Source organism: Microbacterium sp. BG28, assembly GCF_034044005.1.
Classification (GTDB): domain Bacteria; phylum Actinomycetota; class Actinomycetes; order Actinomycetales; family Microbacteriaceae; genus Microbacterium.
The window spans coordinates 342,266-365,045 of the sequence record NZ_JAXCHA010000002.1; the positions used below are offsets into that span (position 1 = coordinate 342,266).

Here is a 22,780-nt window from a genome sequence, read left to right on the forward strand (position 1 = left end):
CATGCGTTTGTTCTCTCCCGTCGCCGCTGCGGCGGTACTCGTGGCCGCGTTCGGCCTGACGGCCTGTACGGCGCCCGCCTCGAGCACCACGGCAACGCCTTCCCTGACCTCGACGGCTTCTGCCGATCCGACGTTGGTGGTGGGGGCCGTCGTCGATGCGACGACCGCGCAGGAGATCGGCACGCGCGGCACCCAGCGCGCGTATCCCATGGCCGACGGCAGCTTCATCGTCGTGGACAGGGGAGAGCCGTTGCCCGCGGCGGTACAGGCGGACATCGACGCGAAGGCCGTCGCGTTCTCCGAGGAATGGGGCAGTGACGCGCAGGCGGCGGCGACGTCGGCTTCGTTGCGCGCCCGCGAGAAGGTCATCGCGGATGCGTCGTGGGGCACGGGTAAACGCCCCATCCTCATCTTGAAGATGACCGCGTACGAGACTGCCGAGGCGGAGGCGCCGACGACGTTCTGGATGGTCAACGGGGCCGGCCCCGCTCCGGACGGAGTTTCGCGCTCGCGCGAGGAGATGACCGCCGTCGTGAACGACTGGCTCGCCCAACAGGACGACCCGGACCTGTACGTCGTCATCCACGGCTGAGGGATCAGGCAGGAGGAGCGAGCTCGGATGACCAGCCCACGACACATGCCTGACCCCCGACTCGATACCGAGGTGACGAACCACCTCGCCACGACACACCCCGACCTCCTCAGAATCGCGGGGAGAAGCGGACGGGTGAACGCGCTCCTTCTGTTGCCGCCCCTGCTGAATCTCGCGATCGTGCTGTGCCTGGTGCTCTTCTGGCCGCAGTTGTGGCGAACACCCGCCTACATCGTGGTCCTCGGGGGGATCTTCTGCGTCATGCTGAGCCTGCTGATCGCCGGGATCATCCTGGGCCGCAGCGTGAAGCGCGCGTGGCTCGTTCTCGACCGCGAAGTCGGCGAGAAGTTCGGTGCTCGGATCGTCCGTGTTCGCGACGGAGTCGTTCGCGTGCGTCGTTGACTCGCTCGTCGGCGTTCAGGCCGAGGGGCGGTCGAGGGGGCCGAACAGGGCCTGCCAGAGCCACTGCGTCGCCGTCTCGATCGAGGGAAGCGGGTCGCGCGCGAGCCAGGCGGTGATGACGCCGAGGGCGCTCCCGGTCACGCTCGCCGCGACGACGTCGACGGGCAGGCCGTCGAACACGGGCGGTGCTTCCTGGCGCACCGCATCGCCCACGATGCCCTGGACGCGGGTGCGCAGCTGCGCCGCGACGGCGAGCGAGCCGTGCTCGCCGAGCACGAGCCGATAGAGGTCAGCGTTGTCGGCGATGTGCTGCAGGTAGGTCGTGAGCTCGGCGGGCGGCGCGCTGATGTCCCGCGGGTCGGCCGAGCGGATGATGCGGCTCGAGACGTCGTCGACGGCCGCTTCCAACGCGTCGGCGAGGAGCTGATCCTTGTCGGCGTAGTGCTGGTAGAAGCTGCTGCGGTTCACTCCGGCCTCGGCAGCGACGTCGGCCACCGTGATGGCATCGAGCGGACGGTCGCGAGCGAGCGCGAGCAGTGCGCTCTGCAGACTCGCTCTCGTGCGTGCCACGCGGGGATCCATCCCGCCATCTTGGCAGAGCACCAGCCCGCTGCTGAGAGTTCTCCCACACGTGATGGTTTTGCAACACGTGTCGGATATCCTCGACGAGGCTCGATGGTGCGCCGCATCCCACCTCCTCCCGGAAAGGCACGTCGTGGCCCAACTCCTCTACCGGCTGGGGCGCTTCTCGGCGCGCCGCGCCTGGATCGTCCTCGCCGCCTGGGTGATCGCCCTGGGCGTTGCGGGCGGCTCGTTCGTCGCCTTCGGCGGTACGCTCGCCACCTCCTTCAGCATCCCCGGCACCGAGACGGAGCGCGTCAACGATCGCCTCGCCGACGCTCTCCCCGATCTCACCGGGGCCAGCGCACCCGTCGTGTTCCAGACCGATGGCCCGTCGTTCACCGACGAGCAGAAGGCCGACATCTCCTCGCTCCTGAAGGACGTCGCCGGTCTCGACGGCGTCGCGGGCACCGTGGACCCGTTCCAGACCCAGGCCCAGCGCGCCGACCAGGCTGCACAGCTCGAGTCCGGCGCCGCCCAGCTCGCGCAGGGCGAGACCCAGCTGGATGCGGCGCAGCAGCAGCTCGACGCGGGCAAGGCGCAGCTGGACGCCGCCATCGCGCAGGCTCAGGCAGCGGGCGTCTACGCCCAGGCCGAGGCGCAGTTCACGGCCCAGCAGGCGCAGATCGCCGCAGGGCAGGAGCAGCTCGACGCGTCACGCGCTCAGCTCGAGGCGCAGAAGCCGCAGCTCGAGGCGGGTCAGGAGCTGCTCGATGCCGCATCCGGGATCCGTACCGTGTCGACCGACGGTGCCACGGCGATCGGCAACGTGGCCTTCACCGAAGACATGTTCTCGCTGCCGCAGGAGACGAAGACCGCGGTCGCCGACCGCCTCAAGAGCGCCGACATCCCCGGGGTCAGCATCGACTACTCCTCGACGATCGCCCAGTCGACCGACGGCCTCATCGGCGTGGGCGAGCTCGTCGGCGTGCTCATCGCGGCGCTCGTGCTCGCGATCATGATGCGGGCGCTGCTTCCCGCAATCACGCCCCTCATCGGCTCGCTCATCGGCGTCGGCGTCGGTGTCGCCGGATCCCTCGCGTTCTCCGACGTCGTGGACATGGCTTCCGTGACGCCGATCCTCGGTGTCATGCTCGGCCTCGCCGTCGGCATCGACTACTCGCTGTTCATCGTCAACCGCCATCGCAAACAGGTGCTCGCGGGCATGGAGGTCGGCGAGTCGATCGGTCTCGCCAACGGCACAGCCGGCAACGCCGTGGTGTTCGCCGGCACGACCGTGATCATCGCCCTTGTCGCCCTTCTCGTCACGGGCGTGCCGTTCCTCGGCGTCATGGGCGTCGTGGGTGCGGCCTGCGTGTTCGTCGCGGTTCTCGTCGCGATCACAGTCACGCCCGCGCTGCTCGGCCTCATGAAGTTGCGGGTGTTGCGTCGCGGGCTCCGTGCGAAGGTCGGGCATCCCGACCATGCGCCGGCGGAGCTTCGCCCCATGCGCACCGGTCGTGTGGTCGCGGCGGGTGCCGTGGCGATCATCGCCCTGCTCGTCATCGCGATCCCCGCCCTCTCGATGCGTCTGGGTCTGCCCGACGGATCCTCGGAGGCCACCGACACGACCCAGTACCGCGCCTACACGGCGGCGACCGAGGCCTTCGGCGCCGGCATCAACGGCCCGCTTCTCGTCGTGGCGGAGACGCCGCAGGCGGTGGGCGAGGCTGACCGCGTCACGACGCAGGCCGACATCGTCCGCACTCTCATGGCGCAGGACGACGTGGATGCGGTTGCTCCGATCGCCGTCTCGGATGACGGCAGGACCTTCGCGTTCCAGGTGGTTCCGCACGACGGTCCTGCCAGCGAGTCGACCGAGACGCTCGTGCACGACCTGCGCGCCCTCTCGCCTCTCGATGGCGACATCGAACTCGGCGTCGCGGGCCAGGCGTCGGCCAACATCGACGTGTCGCAGAAGCTCGCCGACGCGTTGCCCGTCTACCTCGCGGTGGTGGTGGGACTCTCGCTCGTCATCATGGTGCTGGTGTTCCGGTCGATCCTGGTGCCGATCATCGCGACCGCGGGCTACGTGCTGTCGCTGTTCGCGGCGCTCGGCGCGGTCACGGCGATCTACCAGTGGGGCTGGCTGAGCGAGGTCTTCGGCGTGCACGACCCCGGCCCGGTGCTGAGCTTCGGGCCGATCATCCTGATGGGCGTGCTCTTCGGCCTCGCCATGGACTACCAGCTGTTCCTCGTCTCGGGAATGCGCGAGGCGTACGTCCACGGTGCGCCGGCGCGCGCTGCCGTCGTTGCGGGTCTGCGCGGCGGACGCGCGGTCGTGACGGCCGCCGCGATCATCATGATCTCCGTCTTCGGCGGATTCATCTTCAGCCACCTGGCGATGGTGCGTCCGATCGGCTTCGGGATGGCGATCGGTGTGCTCTTCGACGCGTTCATCGTGCGCATGGTGATCGTCCCGGCGCTCATGCACCTGTTCGGGCGCGCGGCGTGGTGGCTGCCGCGCTGGCTCGACCGCATCCTGCCCGACGTAGACGTGGAGGGCGCGGCGCTCGAACGTGCCCACCCTGTGCAGCACTGACTCTGCGCGACAGACAAGAAGGGTGCCCACCGTCTGGTGGGCACCCTTCTTGTCTGTTCGTATCAGGCCGCGTCGCCGATGAGGACCGCGGCGCCCTCTTCGGCTGCATCCGCCGGGCGCTCATCGATGCGACGCAGGGCGCGGCGGCCGAGCGCGATCGTCAGCGCGGCGATCACGATCGATGCCGCAGCCACGAGGTACGGCACCGTCGCGTTCGAGGCGTGCCACAGCCACGCGGCGAGCGGGGGAGCGGCTGCTCCGCCGAGGAAGCGGACCGCGGAGTAAGCCGACGATGCGACCGCCCGGGGCAGATCCGTGGCCTCCATGACCGCCTCGGTCAACACCGTGTTCATCACGCCGAGAAGCAGGCCGCCCACGACGATGCACGTCACCAGCGCGGCGGAGCTCGCCACGAGGATGCCGCCGACGACGAGATCGATGGCGAGCAGCGGAAGCACGGCCAGCATGACGCCTGAGCGGGTGAATCGGCGAAGGAGCAGCGGCGCGACCCACACGCTCGTGATCGCGAGAGCGACGCCCCATCCGAAGAAGGTGAAGCCGATGCCCATCGCGCCGAAGCCGAGCGGGAAGGGCGAGAAGGCCAGCAGGGTGAAGAATCCGATGTTGTAGAACAGTGCCGCCACGGCGAGCACGGCGAGGGCGGGCTTTCCGAGTGCTCGGAACGGTGCTGAGAGCGGCACGGGCGAGCGCTTCTCCTTCGGGCCGCGCAGCAGCACGGCGACGGCGATGAAGGCGATCGCCATGAGCGCGACGACGCCGAAGAACGGGCCGCGCCAGCTCACCTCGCCGAGCAGACCGCCCAGCAGCGGGCCGACCGCGATGCCGACACCCAAAGCCGCCTCGTACAGCACGATCGCCGCGGAACTGCCCCCGCTGGCCGCCCCCACGATCGTGGCGAGAGCGGTTGAGATGAACAGGGCGTTGCCCAGGCCCCACCCGGCGCGGAAGCCGATGATGGCGTCGACGCTGCCCGACAGCGCGCTGAAGAGCGAGAAGACGACGATGAGTGCGAGACCCGCCAGCAGTGTCGCCTTGGCGCCGATGCGACTCGAGATCCAGCTCGTGACCAGCATCGCGAGGCCCGTGACGAGCAGGTAGCTCGTGAAGAGGAGCTCGGTCTCGACCGGGGTGGCCTCGAGTGACTCCGCGATGGCCGGAAGGATCGGATCCACGAGGCCGATGCCCATGAACGCCACGACGCAGGCGAACGCGACGGCCCAAACCTGTGCCGGCTGGCGCCAGACGGACGTCGTCGCCCCGCTCATCGTGCCGCTCCCGCAAAAGCACCCGTGCGCGACATCAGGATGCGGGAGGCGTGCTCGAGCGCCGACCACTCCGCCTCGTCGAGGTCGACGAACAGCGGCTCGAGCGTCTCGCCGAGCTGTGTGCGCCACGCATCTATCGCCTCGGACCCCGCGGGGGTGATCGAGACGAGCGTCACTCGGGAGTCCTCCTCGTCACGTTCGCGTGCGACGAGGTGGAGGTCGGCGAGCTGACCGACCAGGCGGGTCATACCGGGCTGGGTGGTGCGGCTCAGCCGCGCCAGGTCGCCCACGCGCTGAGGGCCTTCTTTCTGCAGGATGCTGAGTGCGCGCCACTGGGCGGCGGGTGCATCGTTCTGTGTCGTGACGGCGGCGACGCGGGTGAGCGCGTGCGCGGCGACGACGATCCTCTCGATGGCTTCGGCTTTTCGCATATCCGAAGTATATACCCCCGATATGTAATGCGGAGGCGGAACAGACGGGTGGAGGGCAGCCGACCGCCGTAGGCTGTGGGGATGACTCCCGACGACATCGTGATCGTTGCCGCTGCCCGCACGCCGCAGGGCAGGCTGAAGGGGCAGCTGGCTTCGGTTCCGGCCCCCCAGCTGGGAGGGATCGCCATCCGCGGCGCCCTGGCGCAGGGCGGGATCCCCGCATCCGCCGTCGACGCCGTGCTCGTCGGACAGGTGCTGCCGGCCGGCACCGGGCAGAACCCCGCCCGACAGGCGGCGATCGCCGCAGGGCTCGGCTGGGACGTGCACGCCGCGGGCGTGAACAAGGTCTGCCTGTCGGGACTCACCGCCGTCATCGACGCCGCCCGGATGATCCGCGTCGGCGACGCATCGGTGGTCGTCGCTGCCGGTATGGAGTCGATGAGCCGTGCACCGCACCTGCTGGCCGGCTCACGCGACGGGTACGCGTACGGCAGCGTCGAAGTGCTCGACCACATGGCCTTCGACGGGCTCACCGACGCGTTCGACCGCGTGAGCATGGGGGAGTCGACCGAGCGCCGCAACGCCGACTACGCGGTCACGCGCGAGGAGCAGGATGCGGTCGCCGCGCGTTCGCACCAGCGCGCGGCCGCCGCCGTCGCCGCCGGTCTCTTCGACGCCGAGATCGTGCCGGTCGAGGTTCCGCAGCGCCGAGGTGAGCCCGTTGTGATCACCCGGGATGAGGGGATCCGGGCCGACACCTCCGTTGAGATCCTCGCGAAGCTGCGACCGGCCTTCGCCGATGGCGGGACCATCACCGCGGGCAACTCGTCTCAGATCTCCGACGGCGCATCGGCCGTCGTGCTCACGACGCGCAGTCACGCCGACGCGCAGGGATGGAAGGTCCTGGCGGCGCTCGGTGCGAGCGGGCAGGTCGCCGGTCCCGACAACTCGCTTCACGCACAGCCGGCGCGCGCCATCGCCCGCGCACTCGACCGCCAGGGGCTCGCCGCATCCGACCTGGATCTCGTGGAGATCAACGAAGCCTTCGCCGCGGTCGTGGTGCGCTCCCAGCGCGAACTCGGGGTCTCCGACGAGGTCGTGAACCCGCAGGGAGGCGGCATCGCGCTGGGACACCCGATCGGTGCGTCGGGCAACCGACTGGTCGTGCACGCCGTGCACGAACTCGTGCGGCGCGGATCCGGCACCGCTGCGGTCGCGCTGTGCGGTGGCGGCGGTCAGGGCGACGCGCTCATCCTCGTGCGCTGACGACCCCGCGGCCCAGGACCTCAGCGGCGCAGACGCTTGCGCAGCAGCTTCGTCTCGTCACCCGAGACGGGGGAGTCGCCGGCCGCCACGTGCCCGCGCTTCGCGCGGAAGGTGTCGACGATCGCGCCGATCGCGAGGGCGAGCGTGATGCCCCAGCTGACCCATGCCAGCGCCGTCCGCCAGGTGAAGGGCTCCTCGTTGTTGCGCAGCCCTCGAAAGAGGGTCGCGCCCCCGAGCAGGGCGCTGAACAGACCGGAACCGAAGAGGTAGGAGCGCATGAGGCCACGCTATCGCGGGAGGATACCCCCTCGCTCGGGGCTTGCGCGAACCCCTGGAGGCCCTGCAGGCCGCTGTTAGCCTGAGTGGCATCCCGAGAGACCAGGAGTGCTCGCGTGCCGCAAGCAGAGTTCGTCGTCGTCGCCAATCGCCTTCCCGTCGACCGAGACGCCGACGGCGGATGGCGTCGCAGCCCCGGTGGGCTGGTCACGGCGCTCGAGCCCGTGATGCAGGGGAGTGACGGGGCCTGGGTCGGGTGGGCAGGCAAGCCCGACCTCGAGCTCGAGCCCTTCGACGCCGACGGCACCCACCTCGTGCCGATCACGCTCAGCGCCGAAGAGGTCGAGCTGTACTACGAGGGCTTCTCGAACGACACCATCTGGCCGCTCTATCACGACGTGATCGCCGCGCCCCGATACCGCCGCGAATGGTGGAACGCGTATGTGGCCGTCAACCGCCGGTTCGCCGAGGCCGCCGCGGAGGTGGCCGCCGAGGGCGGCACGGTGTGGGTGCAGGACTACCAGCTTCAGCTCGTGCCCCAGTTCCTGCGGGAGCAGCGGCCCGACCTCACGATCGGTTACTTCCATCACATTCCGTTCCCCGCATACGGTCTGTTCTCGCAGCTGCCGTGGCGTCGTCAGGTGCTCGAAGGACTGCTCGGCGCCGATGTGATCGGCTTCCAACGGGTGGCGGATGCGGGCAACTTCGCCCGGGCGGTGCGTCGTCAGCTGCGCTACGAGACGAAGTCGACGGGGATCAAGGTCCCGCAGGCCGACGGCTCCGTGCGCATGGCTCTCGCCAAAGCGTTCCCGATCTCGATCGACGTGGCCTCGTACGTCGAACTCGCCGAGCGGCCGGAGATCCAGGCGCGCGCCGCCGAGATCCGCGAAGAGCTCGGCAACCCGCGCCACATCCTGCTGGGCGTCGACCGCCTCGACTACACCAAGGGCATCCGCCACCGCATGAAGGCCTTCGGGGAGCTGCTGCAGGACGAGCGGCTCTCCGTCGAAGACGTGACCCTCGTCCAGGTCGCGAGCCCGAGCCGCGAACGCGTGGAGACGTACCAGCAGCTGCGCGACGAGATCGAACTCACGGTGGGGCGCATCAACGGCGACTACGACACGATGGGCCACACGGCCATCCGCTACCTCCACCAGGCCTTCCCCAAGGAGGAGATGGTCGCGCTGTATCTGGCGGCCGACGTCATGCTCGTCACGGCGCTGCGCGACGGCATGAACCTCGTCGCCAAGGAGTACGTCGCGAGCCGCATCGACAACCGCGGTGCGCTCGTGCTGAGCGAATTCGCCGGTGCCGCTGATGAACTCGGCAGCTCGCTGCTCGTCAACCCTCATGACATCCAGGGACTGAAGGACACGATCGTCCGGGCGATCGAGATGACGCCGGGTGAGCAGGGGCGCCGGATGCGGGCGCTGCGCCGCCGCGTGCGCGAGCACGACGTCGAGGACTGGTCGCGGGAGTTCCTCGCCGCCCTCGCGGGGATCCGGGGAAGCGGCCCGGCGTGAGCGATCTCGAGAGCCTGGCACGCACCCCGCGTCTTCTCGTCGCGCTCGACTTCGACGGCACGCTCTCGCCGCTTGTGGACGAGCCGATGTCGGCGCGGATGATCCCTACGGCGCGCCGTGCGTTGGACGCCTTGGCCGCGCTGCCCGCCACCGACGTGGCGCTGGTGTCGGGGCGGTCGTTGGCCGATCTCCGCGTGATCAGCGAGCACACCGACGACTCGCGCTTCCATCTCGCGGGCTCCCATGGTGCCGAGACCTGGCACCCCGGCACCCGGGCGGGGGAGGACGACGCGGACGCTCCCGCGGATCGGGCGCTTCTGGCGGAGCTCGTGCCGGAGGCCGAGCGGATCGTCGCGCACGTCGACGGCGCGTGGGTGGAGCCGAAGGCCTTCGGGCTCGGTCTGCACACGCGCCTCGCCCATCCGGATGCGGCGCAGGTGGCCCAGCGCGAGCTCGACGCGCTCATGGCTGAGTGTGCACCGGATTGGCGACGGCGCACCGGCCGAGACATCCTCGAGTTCGCGTTCCGGCACGAGGGCAAGGACCAGGCGGTGGCGGCCCTGCGCGAGCGTTTGGAGGCGACGGCTGTGCTGTTCGCCGGCGATGACGTGACCGACGAGGATGCGCTGCGTTCGCTCGGAGAGGGCGATCTGGGTGTGCACGTCGGGTCGGGTGACAGCGCCGCATCCGTGACCGTCGAAGACCCCGCCGCGCTGGCCGCGCTTCTGGACCGGCTGGCCGGGATGCGCGCTCAGCGCTGACGGCTCGGCGACCGTGACAGGCGCCCGGCCGCAATAGACTGCACGGGTGAGCCACCCCGACGAAGCGATCGACATCAAGCCGCGCAGCCGAGCTGTGACGGACGGCATTGAAGCCACCACCTCCCGAGGCATGCTGCGTGCCGTCGGCATGGGAGACGAGGACTGGGACAAGCCCCAGATCGGCATCGCCTCCAGCTGGAACGAGATCACCCCCTGCAACCTCAGCCTCGACCGGCTCGCGCAGGGCGCCAAGGAGGGCGTGCACGCCGGCGGGGGATACCCGCTGCAGTTCGGCACGATCTCGGTCTCCGACGGTATCTCGATGGGGCACGAGGGCATGCACTTCTCGCTCGTCAGCCGTGAGGTCATCGCCGACTCCGTCGAGACGGTCATGATGGCCGAGCGCCTGGACGGCAGCGTGCTGCTGGCCGGCTGCGACAAGTCCATCCCCGGCATGCTCATGGCCTCGGCGCGTCTCGACCTGTCGAGCGTCTTCCTCTACGCGGGTTCGATCGCGCCCGGCTGGGTCAAGCTCAGCGACGGGACCGAGAAGGACGTCACCATCATCGACTCGTTCGAGGCGGTCGGTGCGTGCCTCGCGGGCAAGATGAGCGAGGCCGACCTCAAGCGCATCGAGTGCGCGATCGCGCCGGGTGAGGGAGCGTGCGGCGGCATGTACACCGCCAACACCATGGCCTCGGTCGCAGAGGCGCTCGGACTCAGCCTCCCGGGCAGCGCGGCGCCGCCCTCCGCCGACCGCCGGCGCGACTACTTCGCGCACCGTTCGGGCGAGGCCGTCGTCAACCTGCTCAAGCTCGGCATCACGACGCGCGACATCCTGACCAAGGAGGCGTTCGAGAACGCGATCGCCCTCGCCATGGCGCTCGGCGGCTCGACGAACGTCGTGCTGCACCTGCTCGCCATCGCCCGCGAGGCCGACGTCGAGCTCTCGCTCCACGACTTCAACCGCATCGGCGACAAGGTGCCCCACGTCGCCGACATGAAGCCGTTCGGCCAGTACGTCATGAACGACGTCGACCGCCACGGCGGCATCCCGGTCATCATGAAGGCGATGCTCGATGAGGGACTGCTGCACGGCGATGCCCTGACCGTCACCGGCAAGACGCTCGCCGAGAACCTGCGCGAGCTCGACCCGGACCCCATCGACGGCACCGTGATCCACACCTTCGACAACCCGATCCACGCCACCGGCGGCATCACGATCCTGCACGGCTCGCTGGCCCCCGAGGGCGCGGTGGTCAAGACGGCCGGCTTCGACGCCGCCGTGTTCGAAGGACCCGCGCGCGTGTTCGAGCGCGAGCGCGCGGCGATGGACGCGCTGGAGGCGGGGGAGATCCACGCCGGCGACGTCGTCGTCATCCGCTACGAGGGCCCGAAGGGCGGTCCGGGCATGCGCGAGATGCTCGCGGTGACCGCCGCCATCAAGGGCGCCGGCCTCGGCAAAGATGTACTACTCTTGACGGACGGACGATTCTCGGGCGGCACAACCGGCCTGTGCATCGGCCACGTAGCACCGGAGGCGGTGGACGCAGGTCCTATCGCTTTCGTGCGCGATGGTGATCTGATACGGGTCGATATCGCGGCTCGCTCTCTCGACCTACTCGTCGATGAGGCCGAGCTGAGCTCCCGCCGCTCTGGCTGGGAGCCGCTCCCCCCGCGCTATACCCGTGGCGTCCTGGCCAAGTACTCGAAGCTCGTGCGTTCGGCTGCCGAAGGCGCCGTCACCGGGTAACTTCGCCTCCGACATCCCGTCATCCCCACCCGAGGTAGTTCCCATGTCCTCAGACATCTCTGCGGCTATTCCCCGGCCGCCCGCCCGTGCGCAGTCCGCACCCGTGATCACGGGAGCGGAGGCCGTCGTCCGCTCGCTCGAACTCGTCGGCGTCACCGACGTGTTCGGACTGCCCGGCGGCGCGATCATGCCCGTCTACGACCCGCTCATGGACGATGAGGCCGTACGCCACATCCTCGTGCGCCACGAGCAGGGCGCCGGCCACGCCGCCGAGGGTTATGCCGCCGCATCCGGTCGCACCGGTGTCGCCATCGCGACATCCGGCCCGGGCGCGACGAACCTCGTGACCGCGATCGCCGACGCCTACATGGACTCCGTCCCGCTCGTGTGCATCACCGGTCAGGTCTTCTCGACGCTGATGGGCACGGACGCGTTCCAGGAAGCCGACATCGTGGGCATCACGATGCCGATCACGAAGCACTCGTTCCTGGTGAAGACGGCCGAGGAGATCCCCGGCGCGATCGCGGCCGCGTTCGAGATCGCGAGCACGGGCCGCCCAGGCCCCGTGCTCGTGGACATCACGAAGGACGCCCAGCAGGCCACGGCACCCTTCATCTGGCCTCCCAAGGTCGAGCTGCCCGGCTACCGGCCGGTGACGAAGGCCCACGGCAAGCAGATCCAGGCCGCGGCCCAGCTGCTGTCCGAGGCCCGCAAGCCCGTGCTGTACGTCGGGGGCGGCGTGATCCGCTCGCGCTCCTCCGAGGAGCTGCGCGTGCTGGCCGAGTCGACGGGCGCTCCGGTCGTGACGACGCTCATGGCCCGGGGCGCGTTCCCGGACTCGCATCCGCAGAACCTGGGCATGCCCGGTATGCACGGCACGGTCCCCGCGGTGCTCGCGCTGCAGGAGGCCGATCTCATCGTGGCGCTCGGCGCCCGCTTCGACGACCGCGTCACGGGCAAGGCTTCGCTGTTCGCCCCCGGCGCGAAGGTCGTGCACGTCGACATCGACCCCGCCGAGATCTCGAAGATCCGCTTCGCCGATGTGCCGATCGTGGGTGACCTCAAGGAGGTGCTCGTCGACCTGGACGGGGCCTTCCGTCAGACCATCGGCGACCAGCAGCCGGACATCACCGAGTGGTGGAGCTACCTCGACGGCCTGCGCGACGAGTTCCCGCTGGGCTACGCACCCACGACCGACGGTCTGCTCTCGCCGCAGCAGGTCATCTCGCGCATCGGCGAGCTGAGCGGTCCCGAGGCGATCTACGCGGCCGGTGTCGGCCAGCACCAGATGTGGGCCGCGCAGTTCATCAAGTACGAGCGTCCGAACTCCTGGCTCAACTCCGGTGGCGCCGGCACCATGGGCTACGGGGTCCCTGCCGCCATGGGCGCGAAGGTCGCAGAGCCCGACCGTGTGGTGTGGGCGATCGACGGCGACGGCTGCTTCCAGATGACCAATCAGGAGCTCGCCACCTGCGTGATCAACGAGATTCCGATCAAGGTCGCGATCATCAACAACTCGTCGCTGGGCATGGTGCGCCAGTGGCAGACGTTGTTCTTCGACGGCCGCCACTCGAACACCGACCTCAACACCGGTCACGGCACCGCCCGCATCCCGGACTTCGTGAAGCTCGCCGATGCATACGGCTGCCTCGCGATCCGCGTCGAGCGCGAGGACGAGATCGACGCCGCCATCACGCTCGCCCTCGAGACGAACGATCGCCCCGTCGTGATCGACTTCGTCGTTTCGGCCGACGCGATGGTGTGGCCCATGGTGCCGCAGGGAGTGAGCAACAGCTTCGTGCAGTACGCCCGCGATCACGCACCCGAGTTCGACAAGGAGGACTGACATGACTTCACACGTGCTGAGCCTCCTCGTCGAGGACAAGCCGGGTCTGCTGACCCGCGTGGCGGGCCTGTTCGCCCGACGCGGTTTCAACATCGAGTCGCTCGCCGTGGGCGTGACCGAGGTCCCCGGACTCTCGCGCATCACGGTCGTCGTCGACGTCGATCAGCTCCCGCTCGAGCAGGTGACCAAGCAGCTGAACAAGCTGATCAACGTCATCAAGATCGTCGAGCTGGATGCGGCCGCCTCCGTGCAGCGCCAGCATGTACTGGTGAAGGTGCGCGCCGACAACGCGAGCCGCTCCAACGTGCTCGAGGTCGTGAACCTGTTCCGCGGTTCCGTCGTCGACTACGCGCCCGACGCGCTCGTGGTCGAGATCACCGGCGACAAGGGCAAGGTGGACGCGTTCCTGCGCGCCCTCGAGCCCTTCGGCGTCAAGGAGATGGCGCAGTCCGGGCTGCTCGCGATCGGTCGCGGCGGCAAGAGCATCACCGAGCGCGTCCTGCGCGGATAACCCCTTTCGCAAGCCGTTCACCGGTCGTTGAGCGAGCGCAGCGAGTCGAAACGCAACGACCGACACACGAAGGAGAAAACACACACCATGGCTGAGATCTTCTACGACGCCGACGCCGACCTCTCGATCATCCAGAGCAAGAAGGTCGCGATCGTGGGCTACGGCTCGCAGGGTCACGCCCACGCGCAGAACCTGCGCGACTCCGGCGTCGAGGTCGTCATCGCGCTCAAGGACGGCTCCAAGTCCGCCGCCAAGGCGCAGGAGGACGGCTTCGAGGTCAAGTCGGTCGCCGACGCCGCCGAGTGGGCGGATCTGATCATGATCCTCGCGCCCGACCAGCACCAGCGCTCCATCTACGCCGACAGCATCAAGGACAAGCTGACCGCGGGCAAGACCCTCGCGTTCGCGCACGGCTTCAACATCCGCTTCGGCTACATCGAGACGCCCGAGGGCGTCGACGTGATCCTCGTCGCCCCCAAGGCGCCGGGCCACACCGTGCGTCGCGAGTTCGTCGCGGGCCGCGGCATCCCGGACATCATCGCCGTCGAGCGCGACGAGACCGGCACCGCGTGGGCCACGGCGCTCTCGTACGCCAAGGCCATCGGCGGCACGCGCGCGGGCGTCATCAAGACGACCTTCACCGAGGAGACCGAGACCGACCTCTTCGGCGAGCAGGCCGTTCTCTGCGGTGGCGTGAGCCACCTCGTGCAGTACGGCTTCGAGACGCTCACCGAGGCCGGCTACCAGCCCGAGATCGCCTACTTCGAGGTGCTCCACGAGCTGAAGCTCATCGTCGACCTGATGTGGGAGGGCGGCATCGCCAAGCAGCGCTGGTCGATCTCCGACACCGCCGAGTACGGCGACTACGTCTCCGGCCCGCGCGTCATCGACCCCGCGGTCAAGGAGCACATGCAGGCCGTCCTCGCCGACATCCAGTCCGGTGCGTTCGCCAAGCGCTTCATCGACGACCAGGACGCCGGTGCTCCCGAGTTCCTCGCGCTGCGCGAGAAGGAGCAGGGCCACCCGATCGAGGCGACCGGCAAGAAGCTGCGCTCGCTCTTCTCGTGGCAGCAGCAGGACTCGGACTACACCGAGGGCTCTGCCGCTCGTTGATCCGCGCCTGAGCGCCTGAACACCTCGCCGTGCACCACGCGGCGGACCTGGCCCGGCCACCGCATCCCGAACACAGGATGCGGTGGCCGGGTCTTTTCCGTGGGACCTTGGGCCCTGGGTAGTGGTCTGACCAATTCATAATCTGGTCCCATGACGCGCGGCGAATGACCGCGCAGAGTGGGAGTTTTCCGATGTCTGTCGTCATCGATGCCCTCGTCGACCGGGCCCAAGAAGCTCTGGCCGCGTACGCATCCTTCACCCAGGAGCAGATCGACCAGATCGTCCGCAAGGCGTCGGTCGCTGCCCTCAGCCACCACGCCGACCTCGCCGTGCTCGCCGTCGAAGAGACGCGCCGAGGCACGTTCGAGGACAAGGCCGTGAAGAACATGTTCGCCTGCGAACACGTCACGAACTCGATCATCAACCAGCGCACGGTCGGCGTGATCTCGACCGACGAGCTCACCGGCATCACCGAGATCGCCGACCCGGTCGGCGTCGTGTGCGCCCTCACTCCGGTGACGAACCCGACGTCGACGACGATCTTCAAGTCGCTTATCGCGCTGAAGACCCGCAACCCCATCGTCTTCGGGTTCCACCCGTCCGCTCAGCGCTCGTCCGTGGCCGCTGCGACGGTCGTGCGCGATGCGGCTGTCGCCGCAGGTGCGCCCGCCGACTGCATCCAGTGGATCGAGGAGCCGTCGATGGAGGCGTCGGGCGAGCTCATGAACCACCCCGGCGTCGCGCTTATCCTCGCCACCGGCGGCAACGCCATGGTGCGTGCGGCCTACTCCTGCGGCAAGCCCGCCCTCGGCGTCGGCGCCGGTAACGTGCCCGCCTTCATCGAGCGCACCGCGAAGGTCGGTCGCGCGGTCAACGACATCGTGATCTCGAAGTCGTTCGACAACGGCATGGTCTGCGCCTCGGAGCAGGCCGTGATCCTCGACGCTCCGATCGCGAAGGAAGCCCTCGCGGAGTTCGCGCGCCTGCACGCCTACATGGCGACGCCGGCCGAGAAGCGCCTGCTGGAGGAGTTCATCTTCGGTGTGGCCGCCGACAGCGCCAACTGCGCCGACGCGAAGCTCAACGCATCCGTCGTCGGGCAGTCGCCCGCGTGGATCGCTCAGCAGGCCGGCTTCGAGGTCCCCGCGGACACGTCGATCATCCTCGCCGAGGTCTCCGGCGTCGGACCGCACGAGCCCCTGACGCGCGAGAAGCTCGCGCCGGTGCTGGCCGTGCTCCACGCCCGCAACCCCCAGGAGGGCATCGACCTCGCCGAGCAGATGGTCGCCTTCGACGGCCTCGGCCACTCCGGCGCGATCCACAGCAACGACCCCGCGGTGATCGCCGACTTCGCCGACCGCGTGAAGGCCGTTCGGATCATCGAGAACGCCCCGTCAGCCCTCGGCGGCATCGGCGACATCTACAACGCGTTCATGCCGTCGCTGACCCTCGGCTGCGGCTCCTACGGTCACAACTCGGTCTCGAACAACGTCTCGGCGGTGAATCTGTTGAACATCAAGCGCGTCGGTCGGCGCAACAACAACCTGCAGTGGTTCAAGATCCCGGCGAAGACCTACTTCGAGCCGAACGCGCTGCGCTATCTGATCGACATGAAGCACATCGATCGGGTCACGATCGTCACCGACGCCACGATGACCAAGATGGGCTTCGTCGACCGGGTCGTCGACATCCTGCACCGCCGGGCGACGCCTGTGCACCTGCAGATCATCGACCGGGTGCTGCCCGAGCCCACCGTGGCGAGCGTGCAGGCCGGCGCCGCGCAGATGCGCGAGTTCCAGCCCGACACGATCATCGCGCTCGGCGGCGGCTCGCCCATGGACGCGGCGAAGGTCATGTGGCTGCTGTACGAGAACCCCGACGTGCAGTTCTCCGACATGCGGGAGAAGTTCTTCGATGTGCGCAAGCGCGCCTTCAAGTTCCCCGAGCTCGGCGCCAAGGCGAAGCTCGTCTGCGTGCCGACGACGTCGGGCACCGGAAGCGAGATGACGCCGTTCGCGGTGATCACCGACGAGACCACGGGCATGAAGTACCCGCTCGCGGACTACGCGCTCACCCCGTCGGTCGCCATCATCGACCCGACGCTGACTGCGGCGCTGCCGGCCTTCCTCGTGGCGGATGCGGGCTTCGACGCCCTCACCCACGCGACCGAGGCGTACGTGTCCGTCTACGCGAACGACTACACCGACGGTCTCGCGCTGCACGCGATCAAGCTGATCTTCGAGAACATCGTGCGCTCCACGCAGGCGCCGGCGGGTTCCAAGGATGCCGCCGACCTGCAGGCCCGCGAGAAGATGCACAACGCCGCATCCATCGCCGGCATGGCGTTCGGCAACGCGTTCCTCGGGATCGTGCACGCCATGGCCCACGTCACCGGTTCGAAGTTCCACCTCGTGCACGGCCGCACCAACGCGATCTACCTGCCGCACGCGATCCGCTACAACGGCCGCGTCCCCAGCAAGGTCACGAGCTGGCCGAAGTACGAGCGCTACATCGCGCCGGAGCGCTACCAGGAGATCGCCAAGCACCTCGGGCTGAAGGCGGACACGCCGGAGCAGGGCGTCGAGAGCTACGCCCGCGCCGTCGAGAAGCTGCGCGACGCCGTCGGCATCGAGCGCTCGTTCCAGGCGCAGGGTGTTGCGGAGGGCGACTTCATCGGCCGCCTCGACGAGCTGGCCATGGCCGCCTACGGCGACCAGTGCGCTCCGGCCAACCCGCGTCTGCCGCTGCTCGCGGACATGCGGACCCTCATGGAGGCCGCCTACTACGGCACCTCGTTCGACGAAGTGCGCGCTGCTCGTGCGCACGCCGAAGCTGCGGCGGATGCGGCGACTGAGCCCGCCCGTCCGACGCAGGACGCCTGAATCCCCTTCTCGGCGTCCGGGCCCCGGGATCCTCGTGATCCCGGGGCCTTCGCCGTGCCAGGCGGTAGGGTCGAGGCATGGTTTCGCGCGACGACGACGCTCTCAGCTGGGACGGTGACGACGACCCGACGCTCGCCCCGCAGGTGGCGCCCCGCCGGGCCGCATCCGCCCCGCAGGAGCGGGCGGACGTGACGCCTGCGACGCGTCTGGACGCCGAGACGGAGGCGGTTCCCGCATCCGCCTCCACCGACGCCGAGGCCGCGCCGATGAGCAACGTCGCGCTCGTGACGCTCGGCGTGTTCGGTGGGATCTATCTGCTGCTCGCCGTCGGGTGGTTCATCGGCGGATCGCGCCTGCAGTTCGTCGCACAGCTGTTCATCAACCCCGCCGCGCACATCGCGGCGTGGATCCTGGCGATCGTGGCCCCCGCCGTCTGGTTCGCGACCACGATGGTGCTGACGCGCTCCCGACCGATGTGGCTGCGGATCGTGGCCCTGGTCGTCGGTGCGGTGGTGCTGCTGCCGTGGCCGTTCCTCATGACGGGAGTGGGAGCATGAGCACCACGACGTCCGCGCGCCGCGTCGCGCTGCCGGTCTGGCTCATCGTCACGATCGCCGGCTTCGCTGCCCTCTTCTTCGCGTTCGCGCTCTGGACGGCGCTCGGGTTCCTGTTCCAGCAGGCCGGCGGAGACGCCGGGCTCACCGGCTACGGCTGGTTCGTCCTGCTGCTGCCCGTGCTGTTCCCGATCCTCGTGTTCGCCGGCTGCTTCGCCCTCGGCTGGCGGCGCAAGGCGGGGCCCTTCGCGCTTCTGCTCCTGCTCGGCCTGTGCCTGGTCGCCGTCTTCTGGCTCGACATCTTCGCCTACGCGTCGGTCACCCCCGCGCTCTACAACGCCTGAGATCCGAAGGCCCAACGTCCTGTCACACGGTCGGGGGCACCGCGGCCGGGGCAGTAGGCTGGCAAGTGCGCGGCCGGCCCGCCCGCGACGCGCTTCCACCCGCCTCGCGCCGTCGTGCTCTGCACGCGGTCCCGCATGTGTCAAAGGACATCCGCTGTGACCAAGCCCGTCGTCCTCATCGCTGAAGAGCTCTCTCCCGCCACGATCGACGCCCTCGGGCCCGATTTCGACGTGCGCCACGTCGATGGAGCAGACCGTGCCGCGCTCCTGCCCGCCCTCGCGGAGGCGCACGCGGTGCTCGTGCGCTCGGCGACGCGGATGGATGCGGAGGCCATCGCCGCCGCACCGGCGCTGAAGGTCATCGCCCGCGCGGGCGTCGGTCTCGACAACGTCGACATCAAGGCGGCGACGACCGCCGGCGTCATGGTCGTCAATGCGCCGACCTCGAACATCATCTCCGCGGCGGAGCTCACGGTCGGACACATCCTGAGCCTCGCGCGCCGCATCCCGGCCGCGCACGCGTCGCTCTCGTCCGGCGCCTGGAAGCGCAGCTCTTTCACCGGTACCGAGCTCTTCGAGAAGACCGTGGGCATCATCGGCCTCGGCCGCATCGGCGCGCTGATCGCCGCCCGCCTGCAGGCGTTCGACATGCGTGTCGTCGCCTACGACCCCTACGTCACGAGCGCCCGTGCCCAGCAGCTGGGCGTCGAGCTCCTCACGCTCGACGAACTGCTCGAGCAGAGCGACTTCATCACCATCCACATGCCCAAGACGCCCGAGACCACGGGCATGATCAGCACCGAGCAGCTACGTCGCATGAAGCCGACCGCGTTCGTGGTGAACGTCGCCCGTGGCGGGCTGATCGACGAGGCAGCTCTCGCCGACGCTCTGATCTCCGGCGAGATCGCCGGTGCCGGTCTCGACGTGTTCTCGAGCGAGCCGCCCGCTGCCGACAGCGACGCCGCCCGCCTGCTGTCGCTGCCGAACGTGGTCGTCACCCCGCACCTCGGCGCATCGACCGACGAGGCGCAGGAGAAGGCCGGCGTCTCGGTGGCCAAGTCCGTGCGCCTGGCGCTGTCTGGCGAGCTCGTCCCGGATGCGGTCAACGTCGCCGGCGGCGTCATCGACCCGTATGTCCGTCCGGGCATCGCACTCGTCGAGAAGCTCGGTCAGATCTTCTCCGCGCTGGCCGTCTCGCCCGTCACAAGCATCGACGTCGAGGTGCACGGCGAGCTCAAGGACTACGACGTCAGCGTGCTGAAGCTCGCCGCCCTCAAGGGGGTGTTCACGAACATCGTCAGCGAGTCGGTGTCGTACGTGAACGCGCCGCTACTGGCCGAGCAGCGCGGCATCGAGGTGCGCCTCATCGTCGACGGCGTGAGCGAGGAGTACCGCAACGTCATCACGGTCGCGGGCGCCCTGTCCGACGGCTCGCAGCTCTCGGTGTCGGGCACGCTCACCGGCACGAAGCAGATCGAGAAGATCGTCGCCATCAACGGCCACGCCCTCGAGCTGCCGATCGAGAAGCACCACATCGTGATGCAGTACACCGACCGCCCCGGAATCGTCGCCGTCTACGGTCAGCGGTTCGGCGAGGCCGGCATCAACATCGCCGGCATGCAGATCGCCCGCCGCGCGGCCGGGGGACAGGCCCTGTCCGTGCTGACCGTCGACTCGCCCGTGCCCGACGAACTGCTCGCCGAGGTGGGCTCCGCCATCCAGGCCGACTTGTTCCGCCAGATCGAGATCACCGAGTCCTGAGGCGCGTCGCCGCGGCATCCGCATCCCTTCTTCAGGAGATCGCCACTGAGCAGGACGATTCGGCGCGGATCTCCCTGCGGGAGGGATCTCTCCTGAATTGCGGATGCGCGTTCGGCGCGTGCCGCCGCGGGCGGGTCAGCCGCGCGCGGCGCGCGTGACGATCTCAACCAGGGCGTCCATCGCGGCACCGGTCGGGGTGGGGCCGGCGACGCCGTCGCCCTCGAGGGCGTTGTTGAAGTACAGGCCATCGCTCACGAGCATCACGAGATCCAAGGCCGCCTCGCTCGCCACGTGCGCGCGCAGTGCATCAGCCCAGCGGTCCCGGATGGTGCGCAGCGCCGTGCCCGCTGCCGTGTGCCCGCCCTGGGCGAGCCGCGAGACGGCGACGAGCGCGCGATCCAGTGCGTCATCGCTCATCGCGGACGTGCGCACGAAGTAGGCGACGGGGCCTTCCGCCGACGCGGCCATGCGATCCAGGTCCTCGTCGACGAGTACGTGGAGGCGTTCGAGCAGGCCGGTCTCCAAGGCGTCCTTCGACCCGAAGTGGTAGAGAAGGCCACCCTTCGAGACCCCGGCCGCCCGGGCCGTCGCATCCATCGTCGCCGCCCGTTCGCCCTCGGTGACGAGAAGTCTCTCGAAGGCGTCGAGCACCAGCTCACGGGCGCGCGGAGGGCGACTCATGGTCTCGATCGTACTGACGGAGAACGTTTCATCTCTGTTACTATACCAGCCGGACGGTATAGAAACTTATGAACACACTCACTCAAGACATCGCCATCGCCGAGGCCGAGGGGCGCCGCGTCGGGTGGCGCGGCTGGGCGGCGCTCGTCGTCCTCATGCTCCCCGTGCTGCTGGTCGCGGTCGACAACACCGTGCTGAGCTTCGCGCTCCCGGAGATCGCGCTGCAACTGCAGCCCACCAGTACGCAGCAGCTCTGGATCATCGATGTGTATCCGCTCGTGCTGGCGGGATCTCTCGTGACGATGGGCACGCTCGGCGACCGCTTCGGACGTCGTCGGATGCTGCTGATCGGCGCCACGGGCTTCGCCGCCGTCTCTGCCCTCGGCGCGTTCGCGCCCAGCGCCGAGCTGCTGATCGCCGCCCGTGCCGTCATGGGCGTCTTCGGCGCGATGCTGATGCCCTCCACGCTGTCGCTGCTGCGGAGCATCTTCACCGACCGCAACCAGCGGCGTCTCGCGATCGCCGTCTGGGCTGCCATGTTCTCGGCGGGCGCGGCGCTCGGTCCCGTCGTGGGCGGGTTCCTCCTCGAGCACTTCGCCTGGGGCTCCGTGTTCCTGATGGCGGTGCCCGTGCTCATTCCGCTGCTCGTGCTCGCGCCGATCCTGGTGCCGGAGAGTCGCGACCCGAATCCCGGCCGCGTGGACCCGGTGAGCATCGTGCTCTCCATGGCGACCATGGTGCCGATCGTTTACGCGATCAAGGAAGCGGCGGCACACGGCCCGAGCCCGCTGGTCGCCGCACTGCTCGTGGCCGGCGTCGGGTTCGGTGTGCTGTTCGTGCGCCGCCAGCGGCGCTCCGAGACGCCCATGCTGGATGTCCGTCTGTTCGCGCGGGGTGCGTTCAGCGGTGCGCTGCTCGTCAACCTGCTGAGCGTGCTCGCGCTGGTGGGCTTCATCTACTTCGTCTCGCAGCACCTGCAGCTCATTGTCGGCCTCTCGCCGATGACCGCAGGGCTCGCGCTCGTGCCCGGTCTCGCGCTCATGATCGTCGCGGGACTCGCGGTCGTCCCGGTCGCCAAGCGCGTCTCGCCGCGCGTGGTGATCCCGGTGGCCCTGGTGTTCTCGTTCGCGGGATACGTCATGGTCGCGCTGTCCACGGACCCGGGCTCGGTGGCGCTGCTCGTGGTCGCCTTCATGGTGCTGGGCATCGGAATCGGCGCGGCCGAGACCGTCTCGAACGAGCTCGTGCTCGCCAGCGCCCCGCCCGCGAAGGCGGGAGCGGCCAGCGCCGTCTCCGAGACGGCGTACGAGGTGGGCGCCGTGCTGGGAACGTCGCTGCTCGGGGGGCTGCTCACCGCGCTCTACCGCGCGAACCTCGTCGTGCCGCAGGGTGTGCCCGCGGATGTCGCGGATGCTGCGCGCGAGACGCTGGCGGGCGCCGTGAGCGCCGCGAACCAGCTCGCGCCCCAGACCGGCGCCGCGCTTCGGGATGCGGCGGCGCACGCCTTCGACGCCGGTGTCGGCGTCACCTCGCTCATCGGCGCGGGTCTCGTCGTCGTGGGGGCGGACAGCGCCCCCACTACGCTGGGACCATCCCGCAACTCGCCGCGGCGGTGATGCCCGCGGCATCCTGAGA

Annotated in this window: 20 protein-coding genes; 15 read left to right on the forward strand and 5 right to left on the reverse strand. The window is 69.2% G+C overall.

Annotated elements, in window-relative coordinates; genetic code table 11:
- The first annotated feature begins 1 nt into the window (after position 1).
- Both SK224_RS07295 and SK224_RS07300 read left to right on the forward strand, forming a co-directional pair.
- Positions 2–592, forward strand: coding sequence for a hypothetical protein (locus SK224_RS07295; protein ID WP_320434077.1), 591 nt, complete (start codon positions 2–4; stop codon positions 590–592).
- A gap of 135 nt (positions 593–727) precedes the next feature.
- Complete coding sequence (locus SK224_RS07300; protein ID WP_320434078.1) at positions 728–994, forward strand: hypothetical protein; 267 nt, start codon at positions 728–730, stop codon at positions 992–994.
- Positions 995–1,009: 15 nt separating this feature from the next.
- On the opposite strand, the gene SK224_RS07305 is transcribed toward SK224_RS07300, so the two are convergent.
- A complete protein-coding gene (locus tag SK224_RS07305) occupies positions 1,010–1,576 on the reverse strand; it encodes a TetR/AcrR family transcriptional regulator (protein WP_320434079.1) in 567 nt (188 codons plus the stop codon).
- A gap of 133 nt (positions 1,577–1,709) precedes the next feature.
- Here SK224_RS07305 and SK224_RS07310 point away from each other — a divergent pair, with 133 nt between their 5' ends.
- Entirely contained in the window at positions 1,710–4,157 is a 2,448-nt protein-coding gene (locus tag SK224_RS07310; RefSeq protein WP_320434080.1) for an MMPL family transporter, read from the forward strand.
- A gap of 62 nt (positions 4,158–4,219) precedes the next feature.
- Here the strand turns inward: SK224_RS07310 and SK224_RS07315 are convergent, their stop codons facing one another.
- Both SK224_RS07315 and SK224_RS07320 read right to left on the reverse strand, forming a co-directional pair.
- The gene (locus SK224_RS07315) at positions 4,220–5,443 is read right to left on the reverse strand and encodes an MFS transporter (RefSeq protein WP_320434081.1); all 1,224 of its coding nucleotides are present in this window, start codon (positions 5,441–5,443) and stop codon (positions 4,220–4,222) included.
- The gene (locus SK224_RS07320; RefSeq protein WP_320434082.1) at positions 5,440–5,874 is read right to left on the reverse strand and encodes a MarR family winged helix-turn-helix transcriptional regulator; all 435 of its coding nucleotides are present in this window, start codon (positions 5,872–5,874) and stop codon (positions 5,440–5,442) included. Before SK224_RS07320 ends, SK224_RS07315 begins: the two co-directional genes overlap by 4 nt.
- An 81-nt stretch (positions 5,875–5,955) precedes the next feature.
- Between SK224_RS07320 and SK224_RS07325 the strand changes: the two genes are divergently transcribed.
- A complete protein-coding gene (locus SK224_RS07325; RefSeq protein ID WP_320434083.1) occupies positions 5,956–7,140 on the forward strand; it encodes an acetyl-CoA C-acetyltransferase in 1,185 nt (394 codons plus the stop codon).
- A 20-nt stretch (positions 7,141–7,160) separates the two neighbouring features.
- Here the strand turns inward: SK224_RS07325 and SK224_RS07330 are convergent, their stop codons facing one another.
- Complete coding sequence (locus tag SK224_RS07330; protein ID WP_137417275.1) at positions 7,161–7,418, reverse strand: hypothetical protein; 258 nt, start codon at positions 7,416–7,418, stop codon at positions 7,161–7,163.
- A 114-nt stretch (positions 7,419–7,532) separates the two neighbouring features.
- Between SK224_RS07330 and SK224_RS07335 the strand changes: the two genes are divergently transcribed.
- The 10 genes from SK224_RS07335 to serA all read left to right on the forward strand — a co-directional run bounded on the left by SK224_RS07335 (position 7,533) and on the right by serA (position 20,464).
- Positions 7,533–8,939, forward strand: a complete 1,407-nt coding sequence (locus SK224_RS07335) for a trehalose-6-phosphate synthase (protein ID WP_320434084.1) — start codon at positions 7,533–7,535, stop codon at positions 8,937–8,939.
- Positions 8,936–9,700 (forward strand): trehalose-phosphatase, encoded by a 765-nt coding sequence (gene otsB, locus SK224_RS07340; protein WP_320434085.1) that lies wholly within the window; start codon positions 8,936–8,938, stop codon positions 9,698–9,700. Before SK224_RS07335 ends, otsB begins: the two co-directional genes overlap by 4 nt.
- 46 nt (positions 9,701–9,746) lie before the next feature.
- Positions 9,747–11,453: a dihydroxy-acid dehydratase gene (gene ilvD / locus SK224_RS07345; RefSeq protein ID WP_137417270.1), complete on the forward strand. Its 1,707-nt coding sequence runs from the start codon at positions 9,747–9,749 to the stop codon at positions 11,451–11,453.
- Positions 11,454–11,496: 43 nt separating this feature from the next.
- Positions 11,497–13,299 carry an acetolactate synthase large subunit gene (locus SK224_RS07350; protein WP_320434086.1) on the forward strand — a complete coding sequence of 601 codons (1,803 nt, stop codon included), beginning with the start codon at positions 11,497–11,499 and terminating at the stop codon, positions 13,297–13,299.
- 1 nt (position 13,300) lies between these two features.
- Complete coding sequence (gene ilvN / locus SK224_RS07355) at positions 13,301–13,810, forward strand: acetolactate synthase small subunit (protein ID WP_274285555.1); 510 nt, start codon at positions 13,301–13,303, stop codon at positions 13,808–13,810.
- An 87-nt stretch (positions 13,811–13,897) separates the two neighbouring features.
- Entirely contained in the window at positions 13,898–14,923 is a 1,026-nt protein-coding gene (ilvC, locus tag SK224_RS07360; protein ID WP_320434087.1) for a ketol-acid reductoisomerase, read from the forward strand.
- A gap of 191 nt (positions 14,924–15,114) precedes the next feature.
- Positions 15,115–17,805, forward strand: coding sequence for a bifunctional acetaldehyde-CoA/alcohol dehydrogenase (gene adhE, locus SK224_RS07365; RefSeq protein WP_137417261.1), 2,691 nt, complete (start codon positions 15,115–15,117; stop codon positions 17,803–17,805).
- Positions 17,806–17,882: 77 nt separating this feature from the next.
- Entirely contained in the window at positions 17,883–18,362 is a 480-nt protein-coding gene (locus tag SK224_RS07370; protein ID WP_320434088.1) for a DNA polymerase III subunit gamma/tau, read from the forward strand.
- Positions 18,359–18,703 (forward strand): bacitracin resistance protein, encoded by a 345-nt coding sequence (locus SK224_RS07375; protein WP_320434089.1) that lies wholly within the window; start codon positions 18,359–18,361, stop codon positions 18,701–18,703. The genes SK224_RS07370 and SK224_RS07375 overlap by 4 nt, the downstream gene beginning before the upstream one ends.
- Positions 18,704–18,859: 156 nt before the next feature.
- A complete protein-coding gene (serA, locus tag SK224_RS07380) occupies positions 18,860–20,464 on the forward strand; it encodes a phosphoglycerate dehydrogenase (RefSeq protein ID WP_320434090.1) in 1,605 nt (534 codons plus the stop codon).
- Positions 20,465–20,599: 135 nt separating this feature from the next.
- Here the strand turns inward: serA and SK224_RS07385 are convergent, their stop codons facing one another.
- The gene (locus SK224_RS07385; RefSeq protein WP_320434091.1) at positions 20,600–21,145 is read right to left on the reverse strand and encodes a helix-turn-helix domain-containing protein; all 546 of its coding nucleotides are present in this window, start codon (positions 21,143–21,145) and stop codon (positions 20,600–20,602) included.
- A gap of 68 nt (positions 21,146–21,213) precedes the next feature.
- Between SK224_RS07385 and SK224_RS07390 the strand changes: the two genes are divergently transcribed.
- Complete coding sequence (locus SK224_RS07390) at positions 21,214–22,761, forward strand: MFS transporter (RefSeq protein ID WP_320434092.1); 1,548 nt, start codon at positions 21,214–21,216, stop codon at positions 22,759–22,761.
- Positions 22,762–22,780: the final 19 nt, after the last annotated feature.